General features: G+C 65.4%; 19 protein-coding genes. 7 read left to right on the top strand and 12 right to left on the bottom strand.

What is annotated here, in order from left to right; translation table 11 throughout:
- Positions 1 to 13 precede the first annotated feature (13 nt).
- Together EJA05_RS12525 and EJA05_RS12520 are read right to left on the bottom strand one after the other, a co-directional pair.
- Entirely contained in the window at positions 14 to 793 is a 780-nt protein-coding gene (locus tag EJA05_RS12525; protein ID WP_125858464.1) for an AraC family transcriptional regulator, read from the bottom strand.
- Between the two features lie 10 nt (positions 794 to 803).
- Positions 804 to 1,346, bottom strand: coding sequence for a helix-turn-helix domain-containing protein (locus EJA05_RS12520; protein WP_125858463.1), 543 nt, complete (start codon positions 1,344 to 1,346; stop codon positions 804 to 806).
- Positions 1,347 to 1,500: 154 nt separating this feature from the next.
- Here EJA05_RS12520 and EJA05_RS12515 point away from each other — a divergent pair, with 154 nt between their 5' ends.
- Both EJA05_RS12515 and EJA05_RS12510 read left to right on the top strand, forming a co-directional pair.
- Positions 1,501 to 2,283, top strand: coding sequence for an aldolase (locus EJA05_RS12515; protein WP_125858462.1), 783 nt, complete (start codon positions 1,501 to 1,503; stop codon positions 2,281 to 2,283).
- A gap of 33 nt (positions 2,284 to 2,316) precedes the next feature.
- The gene (locus EJA05_RS12510; RefSeq protein WP_125858461.1) at positions 2,317 to 3,210 is read left to right on the top strand and encodes a dihydrodipicolinate synthase family protein; all 894 of its coding nucleotides are present in this window, start codon (positions 2,317 to 2,319) and stop codon (positions 3,208 to 3,210) included.
- A 72-nt stretch (positions 3,211 to 3,282) separates the two neighbouring features.
- Here EJA05_RS12510 and EJA05_RS12505 read toward each other — a convergent pair whose 3' ends face one another.
- The 5 genes from EJA05_RS12505 to EJA05_RS12485 form a co-directional block, all read right to left on the bottom strand.
- Positions 3,283 to 3,924, bottom strand: a complete 642-nt coding sequence (locus EJA05_RS12505) for a hypothetical protein (protein WP_125858460.1) — start codon at positions 3,922 to 3,924, stop codon at positions 3,283 to 3,285.
- A 148-nt stretch (positions 3,925 to 4,072) separates the two neighbouring features.
- A complete protein-coding gene (locus EJA05_RS12500) occupies positions 4,073 to 6,295 on the bottom strand; it encodes a TonB-dependent siderophore receptor (RefSeq protein WP_125858459.1) in 2,223 nt (740 codons plus the stop codon).
- A 158-nt stretch (positions 6,296 to 6,453) separates the two neighbouring features.
- Complete coding sequence (locus EJA05_RS12495) at positions 6,454 to 7,872, bottom strand: short-chain fatty acid transporter (RefSeq protein ID WP_125858458.1); 1,419 nt, start codon at positions 7,870 to 7,872, stop codon at positions 6,454 to 6,456.
- A gap of 191 nt (positions 7,873 to 8,063) precedes the next feature.
- Positions 8,064 to 8,720: a CoA transferase subunit B gene (locus EJA05_RS12490; RefSeq protein ID WP_110995784.1), complete on the bottom strand. Its 657-nt coding sequence runs from the start codon at positions 8,718 to 8,720 to the stop codon at positions 8,064 to 8,066.
- Between the two features lie 35 nt (positions 8,721 to 8,755).
- Positions 8,756 to 9,454: a CoA transferase subunit A gene (locus EJA05_RS12485; RefSeq protein WP_125463892.1), complete on the bottom strand. Its 699-nt coding sequence runs from the start codon at positions 9,452 to 9,454 to the stop codon at positions 8,756 to 8,758.
- Positions 9,455 to 9,574: 120 nt separating this feature from the next.
- Between EJA05_RS12485 and EJA05_RS12480 the strand changes: the two genes are divergently transcribed.
- Both EJA05_RS12480 and EJA05_RS12475 read left to right on the top strand, forming a co-directional pair.
- Complete coding sequence (locus EJA05_RS12480) at positions 9,575 to 10,480, top strand: LysR family transcriptional regulator (protein ID WP_125858457.1); 906 nt, start codon at positions 9,575 to 9,577, stop codon at positions 10,478 to 10,480.
- Entirely contained in the window at positions 10,468 to 11,289 is an 822-nt protein-coding gene (locus tag EJA05_RS12475; RefSeq protein WP_125858456.1) for an aldo/keto reductase, read from the top strand. The genes EJA05_RS12480 and EJA05_RS12475 overlap by 13 nt, the downstream gene beginning before the upstream one ends.
- A 77-nt stretch (positions 11,290 to 11,366) precedes the next feature.
- Here the strand turns inward: EJA05_RS12475 and EJA05_RS12470 are convergent, their stop codons facing one another.
- From EJA05_RS12470 to lexA, 4 genes are read right to left on the bottom strand one after another with little or no spacing between them, the layout of a single operon-like run.
- On the bottom strand, positions 11,367 to 14,468 hold the full coding sequence (locus EJA05_RS12470; protein ID WP_223811916.1) for an error-prone DNA polymerase: 3,102 nt from the start codon (positions 14,466 to 14,468) through the stop codon (positions 11,367 to 11,369).
- The gene (locus EJA05_RS12465) at positions 14,444 to 15,862 is read right to left on the bottom strand and encodes a Y-family DNA polymerase (RefSeq protein WP_125858454.1); all 1,419 of its coding nucleotides are present in this window, start codon (positions 15,860 to 15,862) and stop codon (positions 14,444 to 14,446) included. Before EJA05_RS12465 ends, EJA05_RS12470 begins: the two co-directional genes overlap by 25 nt.
- Positions 15,863 to 15,868: 6 nt before the next feature.
- Positions 15,869 to 16,480: a translesion DNA synthesis-associated protein ImuA gene (imuA, locus tag EJA05_RS12460; RefSeq protein ID WP_125858453.1), complete on the bottom strand. Its 612-nt coding sequence runs from the start codon at positions 16,478 to 16,480 to the stop codon at positions 15,869 to 15,871.
- Positions 16,480 to 17,088: a transcriptional repressor LexA gene (gene lexA, locus EJA05_RS12455; protein ID WP_125858452.1), complete on the bottom strand. Its 609-nt coding sequence runs from the start codon at positions 17,086 to 17,088 to the stop codon at positions 16,480 to 16,482. The genes imuA and lexA overlap by 1 nt, the downstream gene beginning before the upstream one ends.
- 102 nt (positions 17,089 to 17,190) lie before the next feature.
- On the opposite strand from lexA, the gene EJA05_RS12450 reads away from it, so the two are divergent.
- Together EJA05_RS12450 and EJA05_RS12445 are read left to right on the top strand one after the other, a co-directional pair.
- The gene (locus EJA05_RS12450) at positions 17,191 to 17,850 is read left to right on the top strand and encodes an HAD family hydrolase (RefSeq protein WP_125858451.1); all 660 of its coding nucleotides are present in this window, start codon (positions 17,191 to 17,193) and stop codon (positions 17,848 to 17,850) included.
- A 526-nt stretch (positions 17,851 to 18,376) separates the two neighbouring features.
- The gene (locus EJA05_RS12445) at positions 18,377 to 19,105 is read left to right on the top strand and encodes a DUF899 domain-containing protein (RefSeq protein WP_125858450.1); all 729 of its coding nucleotides are present in this window, start codon (positions 18,377 to 18,379) and stop codon (positions 19,103 to 19,105) included.
- Between the two features lie 10 nt (positions 19,106 to 19,115).
- On the opposite strand, the gene EJA05_RS12440 is transcribed toward EJA05_RS12445, so the two are convergent.
- Entirely contained in the window at positions 19,116 to 19,697 is a 582-nt protein-coding gene (locus EJA05_RS12440; RefSeq protein ID WP_125858449.1) for a flavin reductase family protein, read from the bottom strand.
- A gap of 235 nt (positions 19,698 to 19,932) precedes the next feature.
- Between EJA05_RS12440 and EJA05_RS12435 the strand changes: the two genes are divergently transcribed.
- Complete coding sequence (locus tag EJA05_RS12435; RefSeq protein WP_125466192.1) at positions 19,933 to 20,271, top strand: hypothetical protein; 339 nt, start codon at positions 19,933 to 19,935, stop codon at positions 20,269 to 20,271.
- Positions 20,272 to 20,278 lie beyond the last annotated feature (7 nt).

Below are 20,278 nucleotides of genomic sequence, written 5' to 3'. Positions count from 1 at the left end.
TGAGCGCCCTGCCTCACCCTGCCCGATAATGCCCCGGCGTCGCCGCCAGGTGCCGCTTGAACGCCCGTTGCAGATGCGCCTGGTCGGCGAACCCGGCCTCCAGCGCCACCTCGGCAATCGGCCGGCCCAGGCGCAGTTGGGCGCGGGCGTGCTGCACCCGCTGGTCAAGCAAATAGCCGTGGGGTGTCAGCCCGAAACGCTTGCCGAAAGCGCGAATCAGGTAGGCACGGGAAAGCCCCGCCGCGCTGCAGATGTCTTCGAGGGTCAGCGGATCCAGACGGTGGGCGCGGATGAACGCGGCAGCCATTTCCAGCCGCGGATGCTCCGCCCTGCGCTGGCCCGTTCGCTCATCGCAATAGCCAGGCAGCGCTGCGAAGAATGCAACCAGCAGCGCCTCCTTGGCAGAGGCCGGTTGATCGTCGAACAGGCCCGCAAATAGCTCGAGCAACCGACCGTATAACCCCGACGAGGTGCTGAGCGTCACCTCCGGCAGGGCAAAGCCATGCTGCTGCAACCACGGCAGGTCGACGAACAGCATCAGGTACGACCAGGGCTCCCCCTGGATCGGGTTGCAGGTATGAACCACGCCAGGGTTCATCAACACGGTGCTGCCAGCGCTGATCTCATGCCGGGCATCCCCCGTGAGATAACTACTGCGCCCGCCTGTGATCACACCGATCGAAAAGCTCTCATGGGAATGCGCGGCATAGCACACCTGGCGTCCATCCCCCACGCGCCGGGCCTCGACAAACGGCAAGGCAGGGTCACGCCAAAACCGCGAGGCCTCGATCATCGCCCTGCCCTCATCCTTCCCCGCCCTGCACCACCACCAACAACTGGGCCTGGCGTTCGCCCACGGAGCGCAGGCGGTGTGGGGTCTGGGCGTTGAAATGCAGGGCGTCGCCCGCCTCCAGCAGCACCCGCTCGCTCATGAAGTCCACCTCCACCTGGCCCTCATGGACGAACAGGAACTCCTCGCCCTCGTGCTCCTTGAAGGTCGGATCAGTGAACTCGGTGGGGGGCTGGATCAAGAACGGCAACAGGCTGCGCTGGCCAACCTGGGAGGTGAGCACCGCGTAACCCGGCCCCTGGCCGTTGCCGACCAGCGCCTGGCGTTCGCCGCGACGTACCAGGCTATAGCGCGCCTGGCCTTCATGCTCGCCGTCGAACAACTCCTCGACATTGACGTTCAGCGCCCGCGCCAGTTTCAGCGCGGCGGCGATCGACGGCGTATTCAGGCCACGCTCGACCTTGGACAGGTAGCTCTTGGTCATGCCGGATTTTTCAGCCAGCACCTCAAGGGTGATCCCCAGTTTCTTGCGCAGCAATTTCAGTCGGATAGACATGTGAAGCGGCTTTCCCGGACAAACGCACTTGCTAATGACACTTTGTGTCATATAGGATTATTTGTGTCATCTGATGGACCGCCCCTCCACCGTCGAAAGCAAGGGGGCGGGCCAGCCGAGACATCCACCATCACGCCACAGAGGATCACTCCCCATGGCCAACACCCTGACACACAGCAAAGACCAACTGGTGCAAAAGGCACTGACGCAGATGCAAGGCTCGCTCGCGGATAATACGTGGACTGTGCGCGAAAAGCTGGCCCTGACCTGCCGAATTCTGTTCGACAATGGCCACGACTCGGGCCTGGCCGGGCAGATCAGCGCCCGCGGCCCGCAACCGGGAACCTTCTACACCCAGCAGTTGGGTCTGGGCTTCGACGAGATCACCGCCAGCAACCTGCTGCTGGTCAACGAAGACCTGGACGTGCTGGAAGGCCAGGGCATGCCCAACCCGGCGAATCGCTTCCACAGCTGGGTGTACCGCGCCCGCCCGGATGTGAACTGCATCATCCACACCCACCCCACCCATGTCGCCGCGCTGTCGATGCTCGAAGTGCCGTTGGTGGTGTCGCACATGGACCTGTGCCCGCTTTACGAAGACTGCGCGTTCCTCGAAGCCTGGCCCGGCGTGCCGGTGGGCAACGAAGAAGGCGAAATCATCAGCGCCGCCCTGGGCGACAAGCGCGCCATCCTGCTCTCGCACCACGGCCAGTTGTCCACCGGCGCCAGCATCGAGCAGGCCTGTGTCTACGCCCAGCTGATCGAACGCGCCGCGCGCCTGCAACTGCTGGCCATGGCCGCCAGCACCATCAAACCGATCGCCCCCGAGCTTGGCCGCGACGCCCACGACTGGATCGACCGGCCCAAGCGCCATGGCGCCGCGTTCAACTACTACGCCCGGCAGGCCCTGCGCCAGCACGCCGATTGCCTTGCCTGACCCTAGATTGCCTTGCATGCGGAGCCCTTCAGAATGACCACTCAATTCCACGGCATCATCGGCTACACCATCACCCCCTTCAGTCACGACGGCGAGCAGCTCGACCTGCCCGCCCTGGGCCAATCCATCGACCGCTTGATCGACGGCGGCGTACAAGTGATCGCACCGCTGGGCAGCACCGGTGAAGGTGCCTACCTCAGCGACAGCGAATGGCAGCAAGTTGCACAGTACAGCCTGGAGCGCATCGGCAAGCGCGTGCCGAGCATCGTCAGCGTCTCTGACCTGACCACCGCCGGTGCCGTGCGCCGTGCGCGCTTCGCCCAGCAACACGGCGCCGATGCGGTGATGGTGCTGCCGGCGGCGTACTGGAAGCTCAGCGAAGCCGAGATCCTCCAGCACTACCGCGCCATCGGCGCGGCCATCGATATCCCGATCATGCTCTACAACAACCCCGCCACCAGCGGCACCGACATGCCGGTGGAACTGATCCTGCGCATCGTGCGCGAGGTGGACAACGTCACCATGGTCAAGGAGAGCACCGGCGACATCCAGCGCATGCACAAGCTGCAGCTGCTCGGCGAGGGCCAGGTGCCGTTCTACAACGGCTGCAATCCGTTGGCGCTGGAGGCCTTCGTTGCCGGGGCCAAGGGCTGGTGCACGGCGGCGGCCAACCTGATCCCCGCGCTGAACCAGCAGCTGTACCAGGCGGTGCTGGCGGGCGACCTTGCCCAGGCGCAGGCGCTGTTCTACCGCCAGTTGCCGTTGCTGGATTTCATCCTCAAGGGTGGCTTGCCGGCGACCATCAAGGCCGGGCTGGGCATGACCGGGCTGCCGGTGGGCGAGCCACGGAGGCCGGTGTTTGGGCTGGATGAAGCGAATCGGGTGAAACTGCAAGGGTTGCTGGATGAGTTGCGACAGCTGAAATGATCGTGGCCGGGTGCGCTCCACCCATGCGGTGAAGCGTACCCCGCTCCTGCGAGCATCAGCTCGACGCAGGCTTCAGTCGCACAGTTTTCTCGGCGGGGCGCTGCCCGTCAGCGGCACCGGCATCATCATTTCACCCTGGCCGATCGAGGTCAGCTCGCGCACATCGAAGCGGCAGGCCAGGCGGGCATTGTCGCCCTGGCCGATGGTGCCCATGCCGATGGTCACCTCGTAGTCGCGCCCCGCCTGCAGGTTGTAGACCCTGGCTTCTTCGTCACAGTAGATCCCCCTGCCCAACGGCGTACCCGCACCGGCCCCCAAGGTCGCAAGCTGGAACGGCGCCGAGGTTGGCACCCGGTACTCGGCCACCACTTCTTCAAGCCGGCCTTCGGCCATGCGCACGGTCGGCGTCAGGCTGAGCAACGGCGGCGATAGCCGTTTGGGCATACCCAACTGGGCCGGAGCCTCAGGAAACTGCGGATAGTTTTCCAGTGCTCGCCCCGCCGAGAAGCGCCCGGCCTGGACCATCTGGTGGCGCAAGTTGGGTGCACAGCGGTCGGTGACGCTGTCACCGTAGACATCCGAGTTGCTGATCACCCGCATGCGTGCGGTAGGCACCAAACCCGACGGTTCCTGATAGGGCTGCGAAGGGATGCCGGAGCAGCCCGCCAACAAGAACACGAGCAGAGAGCTCAGGCACGCCGAAACCTTGTTCATTGAAGCTCCTTCATGGCCGAATCCCACCAGCGGGCCGGTTGCTCGGTGAGCAAATAGTAGAAGGTCAAAGCGCTCAATGCTGGAAATTCAACATGCCGGATCACCCTCGCATCAATAGAAAGCTGACACGCAAGGCAAAGCCCACGTACTAGAGCTTCCACTCCAGGCTGACCATCATCGTCCGTGGCTCGCCGTGATACACCCCGTTGTAGAAGCCCAGGTTGTTGTAATAGTGCTCGTCGAACAGGTTCTTCACGTTCACCGACGCCGACAGGTGTTCGTCGAACTGATACCGCGCCATCAGCCCCACCACCGAGAAGGCCTTCTGGCTGATCTCGTCGCGCACTGTAATGATCGAACCGTTCGCCGCCCGCCCCACGGGCCGGTTTGCCTGCTTGTGGGTATCGCTCTGCCAGTCCAGGGTGCCGCCCACGGTCAACGCCGGCGTCAGCTTGTAGGTGGTCGAGAAGCGCACCAGGTTCAGGGGCTGCTCGGGGTTCTTGCGCTGCTTGTCGGCGTTGGCCGCGTGGGTGTAGCTGTAGCCCAGGCTCATTTGCCAGTCGGGGCGCACTTCGCCGGCAATCTCGGCCTCGAAGCCTTCGACGACGTTGCCCTTGCCGCCGGATTTGTAAAACACCTCGTTGCCGTTGGGCGGCACCGAATCGTCCTGCTCGGCGACGTTGTCCTGTTTGCTGCGGTACACCGCGCTGCTGAGGTTGAGTCGGTCGTCCATCAGGCTGCCTTTGACGCCCACTTCGTAGACCTTGCCGACGATGGGTTCGAGGTACTGGCGGTTTTTGTCGCGTACCGACTGCGGGTTGAAGATGTCGGTGTAGCTGGCATAGACGGTGTACTGCTCGGTGAGGTCGTAGAGCACCCCGGCATAGGGCGTCCACTGGTCGTTCTGGGTCTGCTTGCTGGGCGTCAGTTCGGTGCCATTCTGCGCCTCGTCGTACGCCCATTCGCGGCTTTCTGTCTGCCAACTGCCATAGCGGCTGCCGAGCACGAAGTGCAGGCGGTCAGTGGGGTTGAGCCGGGTGGCGATGTAGCCGGCCTTCTGTTTGGTGGAGTCACGCGATTCATCGAGCCCGGTATCGATGTCCTGGAACTTGGCGATGTTGCTCATGTACTTCCAGTCCGGGATCTTCTGGTAACCGTCGGGCAGTGGCCCTCTGATGAAGTAGGGCGACGTGTTGCGCCGCTCGGATTCACCATAACCGACCATGAAGTCGTGGCTGCGCCCGAACAGCTGGTAAGGGCCTGCCAGGTTGAAGTCGATGGCGTCCATCTGCTCTTCGCCGCTGAAATGCTGATACCAGGCATTCATGCCGCTGCGGTCGGCGGCGGGGAAACCGTTGCCGCCGTAGTACACCTTGCCATCGCTGTCGGACTCGCGATGGGTATAGGCGAGCTTGAGCAGCCAGTCGTTGGCCAGGCGTTGGTCGAGGGTGGCGAACACTGTCTGGTCTTTCAGCGGCCAGGACGACCAGGGCGCGGCCAGGTTGGTCGAGCGCGGCAGGTCGGCCTTGTCGCCAGTGGCGCTCCAGTACGGCACGGTGCCCCAGGAGGCCCCTTGTACGTGCTTGTTCTGGTAGTCGTAGCCCACTGCAAGCACGGTGCTGTCAGTCAGGTCGGCCTCTAGGATGCCGTAGGCCACCTCACGCTGGCTGGCGTATTTGTCCATGAACGACTGGCTGTCACGGTAGGCCAGCACAGTGCGCCCGCGCAGGCGCCCTTCCAGGCCCAATGGGCCGCCAACGTCGAGGTAGCCGTGGTAGTTGTCGTAGCTGCCGGCACTGGCGCCAGTGCTGATCGCCAACTGCGAGGTCGGGCGCTTGCGCACCATGGCGATGGTCCCGGACGGGTCGCCCGCTCCGGTGGTCAGGCCGGTGGCGCCACGCACCACCTCGATACGGTCGTAGATGATGGTGTCCGAATCGGACTTGAGGCTCGAGAAGGTGTTGAGCATCCCATCGATCTGGAAGTTGTTGATCGAATAGCCCCGCGAATAATACGTCGGCCGCTCGGAGTCGTTGCGCTGCACGGTGACGCCGGTGACATGGGCCATGGCCTCGGAGAGCGTATTTAGCTGGAAGTCGTCGAGCTGCTGACGGGTCAGCACCGAGACCGATTGCGGGGTTTCCTTGATCGACAGGTTCAGGCGCGTCGCTGCGCTCATGCTGCCGGTGGTGTAGGAGCCGCTGTGCTCGGTGGTGCTGCCCAGGCCCTGGGCGAGGATCTCGGTGGCGCCGAGTTCCAGCACCTTGTCGTCGGACCGCGGTTCGGTCTCTTGTGCCTGCGCAAACGGGCTGACGGCGGTGGCACACAGGCCCAGGGTAAGGGCCATGGAACGGCTGATGGGCGCGAACATCGCTGCCTGTCTCCTTGTTCATTTCGATGAAAGTCCTTGGCTGCCGACCGGACGGCATTCACATGAAAACGAATCTCACATGCGAATCGTTATCGATATGTCATCGAAACGTAAAAAAGGGCGGTACCTGACCGCCCTTCCCTGGCACTACCCGAGCCTTACGGCATCACGGGCGGCACGTACTGCAAGGTCGTACCCAGCGCCCACAGCAGCACCAGCACCAGCGGCACATGCACCAGCAGCTGGACGAACGAAAAGCCGATCAGATCGCGCGCTTTCAGGCCCAGCACGCCCAGCAGCGGCAGCATGTAGAACGGGTTGATCAGGTTCGGCAGCGCCTCGGCGGCGTTGTAGATCTGCACCGCCCAGCCCAGGTGGTACTGCAGGTCGTTGGCCACCAGCATCACGTAGGGCGCCTCGATGATCCACTTGCCACCGCCGGACGGGATGAAGAAGCCCAGCACCGCCGAGTACACCCCCATCAACAGCGCGTAGCTGTCATGGGTGGCGATCTGGGTGAAGAACACCGAGATGTGGTGGGCCAGGGTCGCACCGTCGACACCCTTGACCTGGGTGAGGATGGCGGCGATCGAACCGTACAGCGGGAACTGGATCAGCACCCCGGTGGTGGTCGGCACCGCGCGGGCCACGGCATCGAGGAAGCTGCGCGGGCGCCAGTGCAGCAAGGCGCCGAGCATGATGAACAGCAGGTTGTAGGTGTTCAGCCCGGAGATCGCGGTGATCGCAGGCTTGGTGGCGAACTCCTGGTACAGCCAGCCGCCGGCCAGGGCCACCAGCAGCAGGATCAGGATCGGGCTGTACTCCAGCCACTCGCCCGGGCGCGTGCGCTGCGGCGCGGGCGGCGCGCTGAAGCTGGGGTCAACGCCGCAGTCTTGCGCACTGCGCGCGCTGTTCGGCCCCGGAGCGGTGGCATAGGCGATCACCAGCGAGACGATCACCAGCGCCGCCAGCATGACCCCGGACTGCCAGAGGAAGATGGTCTCGGTGAACGGGATCACCCCAGTGATGGACAGGATCGACGGCGGCAGGCTGGCCGGGTTGGCCTGCAACTGCGCCGCCGACGACGACAGCCCCAGTGCCCATACCGCGCCGAGCCCCAGGTAGGCAGCGGCACCGGCGGCGCGATAATCCATCTTCAAATCGGTGCGACGGGCCAGGGCGCGCACCAGCAGGCCGCCAAACACCAGCGACAGGCCCCAGTTGAGCAACGAGGCGAGCATCGAGATCAGCGCCACCCAGCAGACGGCCGAACGGCCGTTCTTCGGCAGGCGCGCCAGGCGGTCGATCAGCCGTGCGGCGGGTGGCGAGCTGGCCACCACATAACCGCCGATGACCACGAAGGCCATCTGCATGGTGAACGGGATCAGGCTCCAGAAGCCATCGCCGAAGGCCTTGGCGGTGTCGGTGGGCTTGCCGCCCATCACCAGCGCGCCCAGGCACACCAGCATCACGGCCAGGGCGGCGAACACCCAGGAGTCGGGGAACCAGCGTTCAGCCCAGTTGGAGCAGCGCAGGGCAAAGCGGGCGGAGCGGCTGTCTTGGATATCAGCGGCCACGGGGTTTTCCTTTTATTTGTTTTTTTGATTTTCAACACTGAAACAACGCAAAAGCCCTGTGGGAGCGAAGTCGTGGGAGCGGGCTTGCCCCGCGATAGCGCCCTACCAGGCGATCGTGGCACCTGGTCTGACGCTATCGCGGGGCAAGCCCGCTCCCACGGGTCCGCACCCACAGGGCGGGTGATGCTTGATTAGAAAGTCATTTCCTTCACATCGTCCGGCACGATCAGCTTGCCGGCGGTTTTCTCGATGATCTCTTCGACGCTCACCCCTGGCGCAGTCTCGCGCAGGATGAAGGCACCGTTTTCGATTTCCAGGTAGGCCAGGTCGGTCAGCACCTTGCGGATGCAACCGGCGCCGGTCAGCGGCAGGCTGCACTTGGGCAGCAGCTTGGACTCGCCATCCTTGGAGGCATGGGTCATGGTGACGATGATGTTGTCGGCACCGGCCACCAGGTCCATGGCGCCGCCCATGCCCTTGACCAGCTTGCCGGGGATCATCCACGAGGCGATGTTGCCTTCCACGTCCACTTCAAAGGCGCCGAGCACGGTGAGGTCGACGTGGCCGCCACGGATCATGGCGAAGGATTGCGCCGAGTCGAAGATCGACGCGCCGCGGCGGGCGGTAACGGTCTGCTTGCCGGCGTTGATCATGTCGGCGTCGAGGGTGGCTTCGGTGGGGAATTCGCCCATGCCCAGCAAGCCGTTTTCCGACTGCAGCATCACGTCCATGTCGGCAGGCACGTAGTTGGCCACCAGGGTGGGGATGCCGATACCGAGGTTGACGTAGTAGCCGTCTTTGAGTTCACGGGCGACGCGTTGGGCCATTTGTTCGCGGGTCAGTGCCATGGTCAGGATCTCTTTGTTGTTCTTGAGGATGGCGCTCAGGCCTTGACGGTGCGCTTTTCGATGCGCTTCTCGAAGGTGCCGACGATGACCCGGTCGACGTAGATGCCCGGGGTGTGGATCTCGCTGGGCAGCAGCACGCCGGGCTCGACGATCTCTTCGACCTCGACCACGGTGATCTTGCCGGCGGTGGCGGCCAGCGGGTTGAAGTTCTGCGCGGTGTTGCGATACACCACGTTGCCGTAGTGGTCGGCTTTCCAGCCCTTGACGATGGCGAAGTCGCCGGTGATCGACTCTTCGAGGATGTACTTGCGGCCTTTGAACTCGCGGACTTCCTTGCCGTCGGCAACCGGGGTGCCGTAGCCGGTGGCGGTATAGAAGGCGGGAATGCCGGCGCCACCTGCGCGCATTTTCTCGGCCAGGGTGCCTTGCGGGGTGAGTTCCACTTCCAGTTCGCCGCTGAGCAGCTGGCGTTCGAATTCGGCGTTCTCGCCCACGTAGGAGGCGATCATCTTGCGGATCTGCCGGTCTTCCAGCAGCACGCCCAGGCCGAAGCCATCAACGCCGCAGTTGTTGGAGACCACCGTCAGGCCCTTGACGCCCAGGCGCTTGATCTGGGCGATCAGGTTTTCCGGGATGCCGCACAGGCCGAAGCCGCCGGCCAGTACCGTCATGTTGTCGGTCAGGCCTGCCAGGGCCTCTTCGTAGGTTGCTACACGCTTGTCCAGTCCGGCCATGCTCAGTCGCCTTTTGTAGTTGTTGGAACCGTGCGGTCATCTTCACTGTAGTCGACTGATTTGTTAATTTTGTTTTCGTCATCGATTGATAACTTTTGCAAAACAAAGGGCAAGCCAGCCATGAACGTCAAGCAACTGCGCGCCTTCGTCACCGTGGCCAAGTACCAGAGCTTCGCCCAGGCCGGCGAGCACCTGCATGTGTCGCAACCGGCCCTGAGCCTGACCATCAAGGCGCTGGAGGACAACCTCGGCGGCGCCCTGCTCACCCGCACCACCCGCAGCGTCAGCCTCACCCCCGAGGGCGAGGTGCTGCTGCCCCTGGCCCGGCGCCTGCTGGCCGACTGGGACGACACCGAAGAGATGCTGCGCCAGCGCTTCACCCTGCAACTGGGCAGGGTGTCGGTGGCGGCCATGCCGTCCTTCGCCGGCAACTTGCTGCCGCAGTCGCTGAAAGTGTTCCGCCAGCGCTACCCGAAAGTGAACGTCACCGTGCACGACGTGATCAACGAACAGGTGCTGGAACTGGTGCGCCACCGCCGCGTCGAGCTGGGCATCGGTTTCGAGCCCGACGGCAGCGAGGCGCTACGCTTCCACCCGCTGTACATGGACCGTTTCGTCGCCGTGGTGCCCGCCGACTCGCCCCTCGCCCGCCAACCCCAGGTGCGCTGGCAGGAACTGTTGGCAGAAGACTTCATCGCCCTGCAACGGCCGTCGGCAGTGCGCCTGTTACTCGAACAGCACCTGGTGGCCGGGCACGGCAAGCTGACAGTGGCGTTCGAGAGCCACCAGTTGTCGACCATCGGCCGCATGGTCGCCAGCGGCCTGGGCGTGAGCGCCGTGCCGGCCCTGTGCATCGGCCAGATGCAAGAGCTCGGCGCACGCTGCGTACCGCTGGTCGAACCCACCGTGGAGCGCCGCATCGGCGTGATCGCCCTGGCCGACCACAAACTGTCACGGGCCGCCGAGGCGCTGCTCGACGTGCTGCTGACCCATACCCATCCACAGGAGGTGACATGCGTTACGTGAATCTGGCGGGAACCCGCGTGCCGACTATTGGCCAGGGCACCTGGTACATGGGCGAAGACCCAGGGAGCAAGGCGGCCGAAGTGGCGGCGCTGCAACAAGGCATCGACCTGGGCCTGAGCCTGATCGATACCGCCGAAATGTACGCCGAGGGCGGCGCCGAACAGGTGGTCGGCCAGGCTATCGCCGGGCGTCGCGACCAGGTGTTCCTGGTCAGCAAGGTCTACCCGCACAACGCCAGCCGGCGCGGCTTGCCGACGGCGTGCGAACGCAGCCTCAAGCGGCTGGGTACCGAGTGCATCGACCTGTACCTGCTGCATTGGCGCGGGCAGTACCCGCTCGAGGAGACCGTCGAGGCCTTCGAACGCTTGATCGAACAGGGCAAGATCCGCCGCTGGGGTGTGTCCAACTTCGACCTGGATGACCTGCAGGAACTGGACAACCCGGCCTGCGCCACCAACCAGGTGCTGTACAACCCGGCCGAGCGTGGCATCGAGTTCGACTTGCTGCCTTGGAGCCGCCAGCAGCAGCTTCCGATCATGGCTTACTGCCCACTGGCCCAGGCCGGGCGACTGCTGCATCACCCGGTACTGGCTGAAATTGCTGCGCGCCATGCTGCGACGCCGGCGCAGGTGAGCCTGGCATGGGTCACGCGTGGCGAAGGGGTGATTGCGATTCCCAAGGCCGTGAGCCCGGCGCATGTGCGCTTGAATGCAGCGGTGCAGGACCTGGTGCTGACCGAGGCGGACTTGCAGGCGATTGACCAGGCGTTTGCTGCGCCGACGCGCAAGCAGCGATTGGCGATGGTGTAGGCCCTATCGCGGGGCAAGCCCGCTCCCACGAGGTATGCATGGTCCGGCGTGGGAGCGGGCTTGCCCCGCGATGGCGCTCAATGAAAGTCGCGGCTACGCACATCCAGCCCCAGCAGCAAGGGGCTGATGTCCTCCAACCGCCGGGCGATCAGATGGCGCACGCCCTTCTCGTGTTCCAGCCTCCCGCTCACCTTGAGCAACCGCGCGCCCACCAGCGCCTGTCGCTGCCGTTCGGCCAGCGCCCGCCAGACCACCACATTGACCATGCCATGCTCGTCCTCAAGGGTGACGAAGGTCACGCCGCTGGCCGTTTGCGGGCGCTGGCGCCCAACCACCAGGCCGGCCACGGCAATGCTGTCACCCTGCTCGACTTCGGCCAGCTGCGCTGAACTGCGACAGCCCAAGGCGCGCAGGCGCGGGCGCAGCAAGGCCAGCGGATGCGGGCCGAGCGTGGTGCCGAGGGTGTCGTAATCGGCCAGCAGATCCTCGGCCACGCTGGGTACGGGCAGCTCAACCGGGGTTTCTGGCGCTGCCTCGACCTGGGCGAACAGCGGTAGCTGCGCCTGCACTGCCGCCATCTGCCAGCGCGCCTGGTGCCGGTCGCGGGCCAGCGCCCGCAGCGCACCGGCATCGGCGAGCCGGGCACAGGCGCGGCTGTCGAGCCCGGCGCGCAGGCACAGGTCCTCAACATCGCGCCAGGGCCGTTGTGCCCGCGCCTGCTCCAGGCGCCGGGCATCGCCTTCGCCAAAGCCGCGGATCTGCCGCAAGCCCAGGCGGATGGCCAACGCGCCCTCGCCCTCCGGCTCCAGGGTGCAGTCCCATTGGCTGTGCTCGACATCCACCGGGCGAACCGCAATGCCCTGCCGACGCGCTTCCTGCAACAGCTGGTCGGGGCTGTAGAAACCCATGGGCCAGCTATTGATCAAGGCACAGGTGAAGATCGCCGGTTCGTGGCATTTGAGCCAACTGCTGGCGTAGCACAGCAGGGCGAAACTGGCGGCGTGGGACTCGGGAAAACCATAGCTGCCGAATCCCTTGATCTGCTCGAAGATGCGCTCGGCAAAAGACAGCTCGTAACCATTGCGCAGCATGCCCTCGATCAGCCTGACCCGGTGGGGTTCAAGGCCGCCGTGGCGCTTCCACGCCGCCATGCTGCGGCGCAGCTGGTCGGCCTCGCCGGGGCTGTAGTCGGCAGCGACCATGGCCAGCTCCATCACCTGCTCCTGGAACAGGGGCACGCCCAAGGTACGGTGGAACACTTCGCGCAGTTTTTCCGAGGGGTAGCTGACCGGTTCCTGGCCCAGCCGGCGGCGCAGGTATGGGTGGACCATATCGCCCTGGATCGGCCCCGGCCGCACGATCGCCACTTCGATCACCAGGTCGTAGAAGGTATTGGGTTTGAGCCTGGGCAACATGGCCATCTGCGCCCGCGATTCGATCTGGAACACGCCCATGGTTTCGGCACGGCTGATCATGGCGTAGGTGGCCGGGTCTTCTCCGGGGATGCTGGCCAGGGTCAGCTCACGCCCACGGTGCAGGGCAATCAGGTCGAAGCAGCGGCGCAGCGCGCTGAGCATGCCCAGCGCCAGTACATCGACCTTGAGCAGACCGACCATGTCGAGGTCGTCCTTGTCCCACTGGATCACCGTGCGCTCTTCCATCGCCGTGTTTTCCACCGACACCAGTTCGTGCAGCGGCTGCTGGGAAATGACGAAACCGCCAGGATGCTGCGACAGGTGCCGGGGGAAGCCGATCAACTCGCCGGCCAGTACCAGGATGCGCCGCAGCGAGGGGCTCTGTGCATCGAAACCGGCCTCGGCCAGGCGTTCGGCATCGGGAATGCGGTCGCTCCAGCGCCCGCAACATTTGGCCAGGGCATCCACCTGATCGGCTGGCAACCCCAGCGCACGTGCCACATCGCGTACCGCCCCAGCGGCGTGGTAACTGCTGACCACTGCGGTGAGCGCGGCCCGGTGCCGGCCATAGCGGCGGAACACATACTGGATCACTTCTTCGCGGCGGTCGTGCTCGAAGTCCACGTCGATATCAGGCGGTTCGTTGCGCTCGCGTGACAGAAAGCGCTCGAACAACAGGCGGTGCACCGTGGGGTCGAGCTCGGTGATGCCCAGCACATAGCACACCACCGAGTTGGCCGCCGAACCACGACCCTGGCAGAGGATGTGCTGGCTGCGGGCGAAGGCGACGATGTCGTGCACGGTGAGGAAGTAACTGTCGTAGCCCAATTCCTCGATCAGCGCGAGCTCCTTGTCCAGCAGGCCGCGTACCTTGTCGGTTACCCCGTTGGGCCAACGCCTGGGCAGACCCTGCTCGCACAGTTGGCGCAACCAGCTGGCGGGCGTATGAGCCTCAGGGACCAGCTCGCGCGGGTACTGATATTTGAGCGCCGAAAGATCGAAGCTGCAGCGCTCGGCGATAACCAGGGTTTCGGCCAGCAGGTGCGGTGGATAGAGTTCGTGCAGCTGATCGAGCGGGCGCAGATGACGCTCGCCATTGGCGAACAGGTAACGCCCCGCCTCGGCCACCGGGCAATGGGCGCGGATCGCGGTGATGCAGTCCTGCAGTGCGCGACGCCCGCGCACGTGCATGTGCACATCGCCGCAGGCCACCAGCGGCACGGCCAGTTGTGCGCCCAAGGCGTGCAACTGTGCCAGCCGCGCACCATCGTCGGCTGCGCGATGCTGATGCACGGCGAGCCACAGGCGCTCACCGAACAGTGCATGCAGTTGCTGCCCGACACTGACAGGCGCATCGGCCTCGGGCACCCACAACGCCAGCAACCCCTGATGATGGGCCGCAAGGTCCTCGGCCAGCAGCCGATAGCTGCCCTTTGGCGCCCGGCGCCGTGCCAGTGTGATCAGCGCACACAGGTTCTGGTAACAGCCAAGGTCCTGCACCAGCAGCACCAGTTTGGGCCCCTGCTCCACCCGCACTTCACTGCCAACGATCAGCTTGAGGCCATGCTCACGGGCGGCCTGCCAGGCCCGGACGATGCCCGCCAGGGTGCACTCGTCAGTGATCGCCAGGGCCTGGTAGCCCTGCTCACGGGCACGGCGAAACAGTTCGTCGGCACTGGAGGCGCCGCGCTGGAAGCTGAAGTTCGACAGGCAATGCAGCTCTGCGTAGCCCTGGCAGTTCACGCGAACCAGCCCTGCAACCAAAGCGGTCCGGGGGCCGCGAGGTCACGGAAGGCCCAACCGCGCAGGCCATCGCGGGTTTCGATACGGTAGTAATCACGCCGCACATCACCGCCGTCCCACCAACCGGACTCGATGCGTTCGGCGTGCCCCAGCAGTTGCACGCCAGCCTCGGACAGCGCTTGGGGTTCAGGCAGCAGCCAGCCGGGGCGGCTGCCCGGCGCCATGACCAACTGCCCCGGCGCGCCCTGCTCCGCGCCCTGCCAGGCACATTCGGGACGATGATCGGCTTCGGCGCGCAGGCCCTTGACGGCTTCATCGCCAAGGCGTGCCCGCAGGCGTTCGCGCAGTTGCTCCCAGGGTTGTGCCTGCTGGGCGCGTGGGTCGAACAATGCCTGGTGCTGGGGCACGAACGGCGGCAGATCGGCCGCCACCAGGCGCAGGTTGCGCACCGGAGCCGGAATGCGCAGCGGCTCCAGGCGCCCTCGCGCCAGCTCGAAGAGCATTGCACCATCACGCTCGGCAGCCAGCAGGCCAACCTTGAGCACGGTATCCGGGCCCTCGGCGTGCTCCAGGAACAGCTCGAACCGCTGCACGCCGCAATCGCGCCCGGCGAGGAACGCCGCCAGGTCGTTGAGCAGCCGGCGCAAGGGAAACAACAGGGCCTGGTGCGACTCGACATCGAAGTTCAGCTCCAGCCGTGCTTCGAAGCGCTCGGGCGGTTGGTAGAACGCCAGCCCCAGCGAGCGCTGGCCGAACAGTTGATCCAGGTGCAATTGCACCTGGCTGCTGAAGCGCCGGGCCAGGGCATCACGGGGCAGCGCCACGACCTGGCCCAGCCGGTGCAGGCCCATGCGTGCGAAGGCCAAGCTGGCCTCAGGTGGCAGGCCGGCCCGTTCGATGGGCAGGTCGAGCAAGGCTGCCCGGGTCTGGTCGGGGCTGGTCACCGCCAGCCCATCGTGAGCATTGGCGAGCATCCGCGCCGCCACCGGGTTGCTGGCCAGCACAATGCGCTGGCGCAGGCCCAGCCCGGCCAGCTCTTCACGCAGGCGCGCCTCGAACAGGGGCCAGGGCCCGAACAGTTGCAGGCTCGACCCCACCTCCAGCAGCAGCGCACGCGGATAATGCAGGCTGACCTGGGCGCTGAAGCGGTAGGCCCAGGTGGCCAGCAGCTGTTGCAACTGCTCGATGCACGCGGGCTCGACTTCAACGCAGGTGAAACCATCGGCCAGGGCGCGGGCAGCGGTCAGCGGCTGCCCGGCGCGCAACCCCAGCCTGGCGGCGGCCGGGCTGACCGCTTGCAGCACACGGCGCTGGCCAGGCCCACCCAGCAGCACCAGAGGAGTGTCAGGGTCGTCGCGTTGGCGCAGGACGCTGTCCAGCGCCAACTGCGGGAACAGGATGCAGGCCCAGAGCATGATGCTTCAGCCCCGAGCAATAGGGCTGGCGGGGGGCAGGCCGCCCCGGCACTTGAGCACCCGCCACTGGGGTGGGCGGGTGTCGATGGCGATCCGCAGCGCGGCGGGCGACGGGTTAAGCGCGGCCTGCTGCGGGCGGCAGGCGAACGCCAGTGCGTTACCGGTTTCCGCCGCCACCTGCAGGCGACGCAAGGCCTTGTCATCGGCGCGCTCCGGCCAGCACAGCACCGCCGCGCAACTGCCCGAGCGCAGGCATTGCTCGGCGGCCCACAGGGCATCGTCACGTTCGCTGTCGACCTGCACCAGCCAGCGCAGGTCGACACCCGCTGCCTGCCAGGCCGGGGCATAGGGAATAAAGGGTGGGGCCACCAGCACGACCCGCTCACTGGCGGCGGTCAGCCGTGCCAGCGTCGGCCAGAGCAACTGCAGCTCACCCACGCCCGGGCTGGCCAGTAACAATTCGCTCAATGCCGCCGCCGGCCAGCCGCCCTCTGGCAGGCGTGCATCGAGCGCGGCATGCCCGCTGGGCTGCAAGCCAATCGGCCGGGCCTGGGCCTGCCGGCCGCGCCACACCTGGCGCTGGTCGAGCAGCCGGTCGAGGTCGACCACCGCGCCCATCAGTCACGCCTCAGCAAGCCGCAGAACACGCCTTCGATGAAGAACTGGTGTTCGGGGCCTACGTCGATGGGTTGGTAGTGCGGGTTGCGTGGCAACAGGCGGTAGCCGTCGCGGGTGTGTTGCAGGCGTTTGATGGTGACCTCGCCGTCGAGCCGGGCGACCACGATCTGGCCGTCGCGCGCCTCGCCCTGCTGGCGGATGCCGACCAGGTCGCCATCGAAGATGCCGTCGTCGACCATCGAGTCGCCACGCACCTTGAGCAGGTAGTCGGGGGTACGGCGGAACAGGCTGGGGTCGAGCAGCAGTTGCTCATGAATGTCGAGATCGGGGCCGATAGGCGCGCCTGCGGCGACCTGGCCGAGCACCGGCAGTTCGAGAATCTCCGGCCGGCGCAGCGGCTCGGCCAGGCGGATACCACGCGCCTGGTTGGGGGTGACGTCGATGAAGCCGCCCTGGCAAAGGGCGGTGATGTGCTTGCGCGCAACGCTGCGCGAGGCAAACCCGAAGCGCTCGGCGATATCGGCCAGCGAGGGCGGCTGGCCATGTTCGGTGATGCGCTCACGAATGAAGTCGAGAATGGCGCGGCGTTTGGGGGTCAGATTGTCCATGGAGCACATTTGTACTCTTTTTGTGAAACACTGAACAGCCCCCTTCGTCGTCGGCTTTGGCTATGATGCTGCTGAATTGATTCTTCAACGCCAGGATGCCCGATGCTCACCGCCTTGCTGTTCGACCTCGATGGGACGCTCACCGACACCGACACCCTGCACCTGCAGGCCTTCCGCCAGCTCCTGCACGATTACGATGGCCGCGAACTGACCCAGGAGCAATTCGACCTGCAGGTGAGCGGCCGCTCCAACGGTTTGCTGTTCGCCGACCTGTTCCCTCAGGCCGATGCGGCCCAGCGCCAGGCCCTGGCCGAGCGCAAGGAGGCGCTGTTCCGCGAACTGTCACCGAGCCTCGAACCCCTGCCCGGTCTGCTGCGCCTGCTCGACCATGCCCAGCAACATGCGGTGGGCGTGTGTGTAGTGACCAATGCGCCACGCCTGAACGCCGAGCACATGCTCGCGGCCATGGGGCTGAATGGGCGTTTCGAACATGTGCTGGTGGCCGATGAGCTGGCCAGGCCCAAGCCGGACCCGCTGCCCTACCTGACCGGGCTGCAGCGCTTGCAGGCTGAAGCCGGGCAGGCGCTGGCTTTTGAGGATTCGTTGCCGGGGGTCAAGGCGGCCAGCGATGCCGGTATCTATACGGTGGGTCTGGCTACCACGCAGACGGCCGAGCGCCTGCATGAGGCTGGGGCGCGGCTGGTGATCGACGATTTCAATGACCCGCGGCTGTGGGCTTTGATTGAGCGGATGCAGGGATAGGGTTGAGATTGTATGTGGGCTTGCAGGTGTTCGCCTTAATATCTCCAGCGCCTATGAGATCGAGCGCCGCCCGCGCGGCGCTTCGCGGGTAAACCCGCTCCCACAGTTTGTTTCGGGCCAATTATTTCTGTGAAAGTACCGGCGCCTGCCTTGGTGCATGCCTTGAGTCATGTGGGGCGGCGGCAACGCCCACACTGAAACCGCGTCGTACCAACAAGGCGGACCAGGTGATGGCGCAGGAGAGACTGGCCCGAAACAAACTGTGGGAGCGGCGGTTCGCCGCTGCGATTTACCCGCGAAGCGCCGCGCGGGCGGCGCTCGATCTCATAGGCGCTGCAAAATCATCGGCGAACTCCTGGTGGCCTCATAAGCGCTGCAAATCCTCCGGCAGGCACCTACCAGCCCACACACTTTCCCAAGCCATAACCCCCCCACCCCACCACTCGTCGCCCCCACCCGCTCCCCGTCGATTCCCCGAACGCCCATTCGACCACTCAATGAATCCCCCCAGCGCGGAGCGCGCCTCATGAACACGCCCGACAACAATCACCCCGTGGTAACCCGCAGCCAATGGCTCGCCGCCCGCCGGCAACTCTGGCTGCATGAAAAAGCCCTCACCCACCAGCGCGACGAACTCGCCGCCGCCCGCCGTGCCCTGCCCTGGGTACGGGTCGAGGAAAACTACCGCTTCCACGGCCCCGACGGCGAGCTGGCCCTGGCCGACCTGTTCGCCGGGCGCAGCCAGCTGCTGGTCTACCACTTCATGTTCGCCGAGGGCTGGAACGAAGGCTGCCCAGGCTGCTCCTTCCTCGCCGACCATTTCGACGGCGCCAACCTGCACCTGGCTCACCACGACGTGTCGCTGGTGGCGGTGTCACGGGCAGCCTATGGCGAATTCCAGGCGTTCCGCCAGCGCATGGGCTGGCGCTTTCCCTGGTATTCCTCCCACGGCAGCCGTTTCAACCAGGACTTTGGCGTGAGCGTGGCCACCGATGGCAGCGCCGAGTACAACTACGCGCCCTACTCCGGCAACGAGGCGGAGCTTCCGGGCTTGAGCGCGTTCATTCGCGACCGCGACGGCAGCATCTATCACACCTACTCCACCTACGCTCGCGGGCTGGACATCCTGGTCAATACCTACAACTTCCTCGACCTGGCCCCGCTGGGGCGCAACGAGGGCGGGACGATGGACTGGGTGCGCCACCACGACCGCTATGAAAGCGCCCCTGGCAAGCCGCACTGCTGCGGGGAATGACGGGCTCGGTTCATTCGCCCTGGTCGATCACCAGCGGCTCGCCAATGGCATAGAAGTGCCCGCCCGCCACGTAATGCAGGCTGCGCCAGTCGGGGTCGGCATGCTCATAGGCCCAGTGCCCGTCGCGGAACACCCGGTCATCGGCCCAGGCCGCGACCACTTCGCCGATGAACAGGTCGTAGGTTTGCTGGTTGTGCGGCTCGTCGATCACCCGGCACATCAGCCAGGCCGAACAGCCGTTGACCAGCGGCGCCTCGAACCCGGCGACGCGGGCCAGCTCGACACCGATACGCGCCAGCTTGTCGGGCTGGTCGAACAGGCTCTGGTTGCCCACCTGGTGGGTAAGCCGTGCCTGGGCGGCGTTGGGCACCTGCAGCACGAACCAGCCACTGCCCTCCACCAACTGGCGGGTACGGGCGCTCTTGTCGAGGACCACGGTCACCTTGGGCGGGTCGAAGTCCAGGGCACAGGCCCAAGCGGCAGCCATCACATTGTCGACCCCGGCATGGCTGGCCGAGACCAGCACGGTGGGGCCGTGGTTAAGCAGGCGATAGGCCTTGGTCAGGTCGACGGGCTGGAAGTGGCTGTGCATGGCAAACCTCGGTGCTACGCAGGGGGACAGGTCGGCCATTGTGCCGCAGCGGGCATACCGGCGACAGCGATGATCCTGATCAAGGCAAGGCGCGGGGTACTCGCATAATTTATGACTCTTCCTACAATTCAGTCGGAAGCAGCCCGCTTTCCGTCTTACGCCTGCAAAAACATGATCGGACCTGGATGTCGTCATGCCCGCCCTGCGCGGCCAGCCCACCCGACGAGGCCCCACCATGCCCGAGCACACCCGCCACACCGAAGCCCTGCAACACACCCTGCGCCAGCTGCTGGCCCATGAGGTCAGCAACCCCGATGACAACCCGCACCTGTCCGGCGTGCGCTTTTTCTGCGCCACCGACGAGCACACCCGCCAACTGATCGAGCGCGTCGAGCTGCTGGCCAGCGAAGCCTTCTTCGACAAACAGGGGCGCGCCATCCCGGCGCACATGCAGGCTGCGGCCGTCGATGGCATCAGCATCCGGCAGAAACGCAAGGCACCGCAGGACGAAACAGTGATCCGCATCGCCCTGCCCGACAAAGGTTACATAACCATCAGCACCGCCCGCCTTTGATGCGTTG

The sequence above is a fragment of the Pseudomonas oryziphila genome (genome assembly GCF_003940825.1).
Classification (GTDB): Bacteria; Pseudomonadota; Gammaproteobacteria; order Pseudomonadales; family Pseudomonadaceae; genus Aquipseudomonas; species Aquipseudomonas sichuanensis.
The sequence above is the reverse complement of the archived record's forward strand: the minus strand, read 5'-3'. Positions and strand labels throughout refer to the sequence as shown.

Coding starts and splice junctions, on each gene's coding strand:
- EJA05_RS12465 (WP_125858454.1), bottom strand. CDS start 15,862: ATGCTCTGGGCCTGCATCCTGTTCCCGCAGTTGGCGCTGGACAGCGTC.
- EJA05_RS12510 (WP_125858461.1), top strand. CDS start 2,317: ATGACCACTCAATTCCACGGCATCATCGGCTACACCATCACCCCCTTC.
- EJA05_RS12525 (WP_125858464.1), bottom strand. CDS start 793: ATGATCGAGGCCTCGCGGTTTTGGCGTGACCCTGCCTTGCCGTTTGTC.
- EJA05_RS12450 (WP_125858451.1), top strand. CDS start 17,191: ATGCTCACCGCCTTGCTGTTCGACCTCGATGGGACGCTCACCGACACC.
- EJA05_RS12475 (WP_125858456.1), top strand. CDS start 10,468: ATGCGTTACGTGAATCTGGCGGGAACCCGCGTGCCGACTATTGGCCAG.
- EJA05_RS12435 (WP_125466192.1), top strand. CDS start 19,933: ATGCCCGAGCACACCCGCCACACCGAAGCCCTGCAACACACCCTGCGC.
- EJA05_RS12505 (WP_125858460.1), bottom strand. CDS start 3,924: ATGAACAAGGTTTCGGCGTGCCTGAGCTCTCTGCTCGTGTTCTTGTTG.
- EJA05_RS12440 (WP_125858449.1), bottom strand. CDS start 19,697: ATGCACAGCCACTTCCAGCCCGTCGACCTGACCAAGGCCTATCGCCTG.
- EJA05_RS12515 (WP_125858462.1), top strand. CDS start 1,501: ATGGCCAACACCCTGACACACAGCAAAGACCAACTGGTGCAAAAGGCA.
- EJA05_RS12490 (WP_110995784.1), bottom strand. CDS start 8,720: ATGGCACTGACCCGCGAACAAATGGCCCAACGCGTCGCCCGTGAACTC.
- lexA (WP_125858452.1), bottom strand. CDS start 17,088: ATGGACAATCTGACCCCCAAACGCCGCGCCATTCTCGACTTCATTCGT.
- EJA05_RS12485 (WP_125463892.1), bottom strand. CDS start 9,454: ATGGCCGGACTGGACAAGCGTGTAGCAACCTACGAAGAGGCCCTGGCA.
- EJA05_RS12520 (WP_125858463.1), bottom strand. CDS start 1,346: ATGTCTATCCGACTGAAATTGCTGCGCAAGAAACTGGGGATCACCCTT.
- imuA (WP_125858453.1), bottom strand. CDS start 16,480: ATGGGCGCGGTGGTCGACCTCGACCGGCTGCTCGACCAGCGCCAGGTG.
- EJA05_RS12480 (WP_125858457.1), top strand. CDS start 9,575: ATGAACGTCAAGCAACTGCGCGCCTTCGTCACCGTGGCCAAGTACCAG.
- EJA05_RS12500 (WP_125858459.1), bottom strand. CDS start 6,295: ATGTTCGCGCCCATCAGCCGTTCCATGGCCCTTACCCTGGGCCTGTGT.
- EJA05_RS12445 (WP_125858450.1), top strand. CDS start 18,377: ATGAACACGCCCGACAACAATCACCCCGTGGTAACCCGCAGCCAATGG.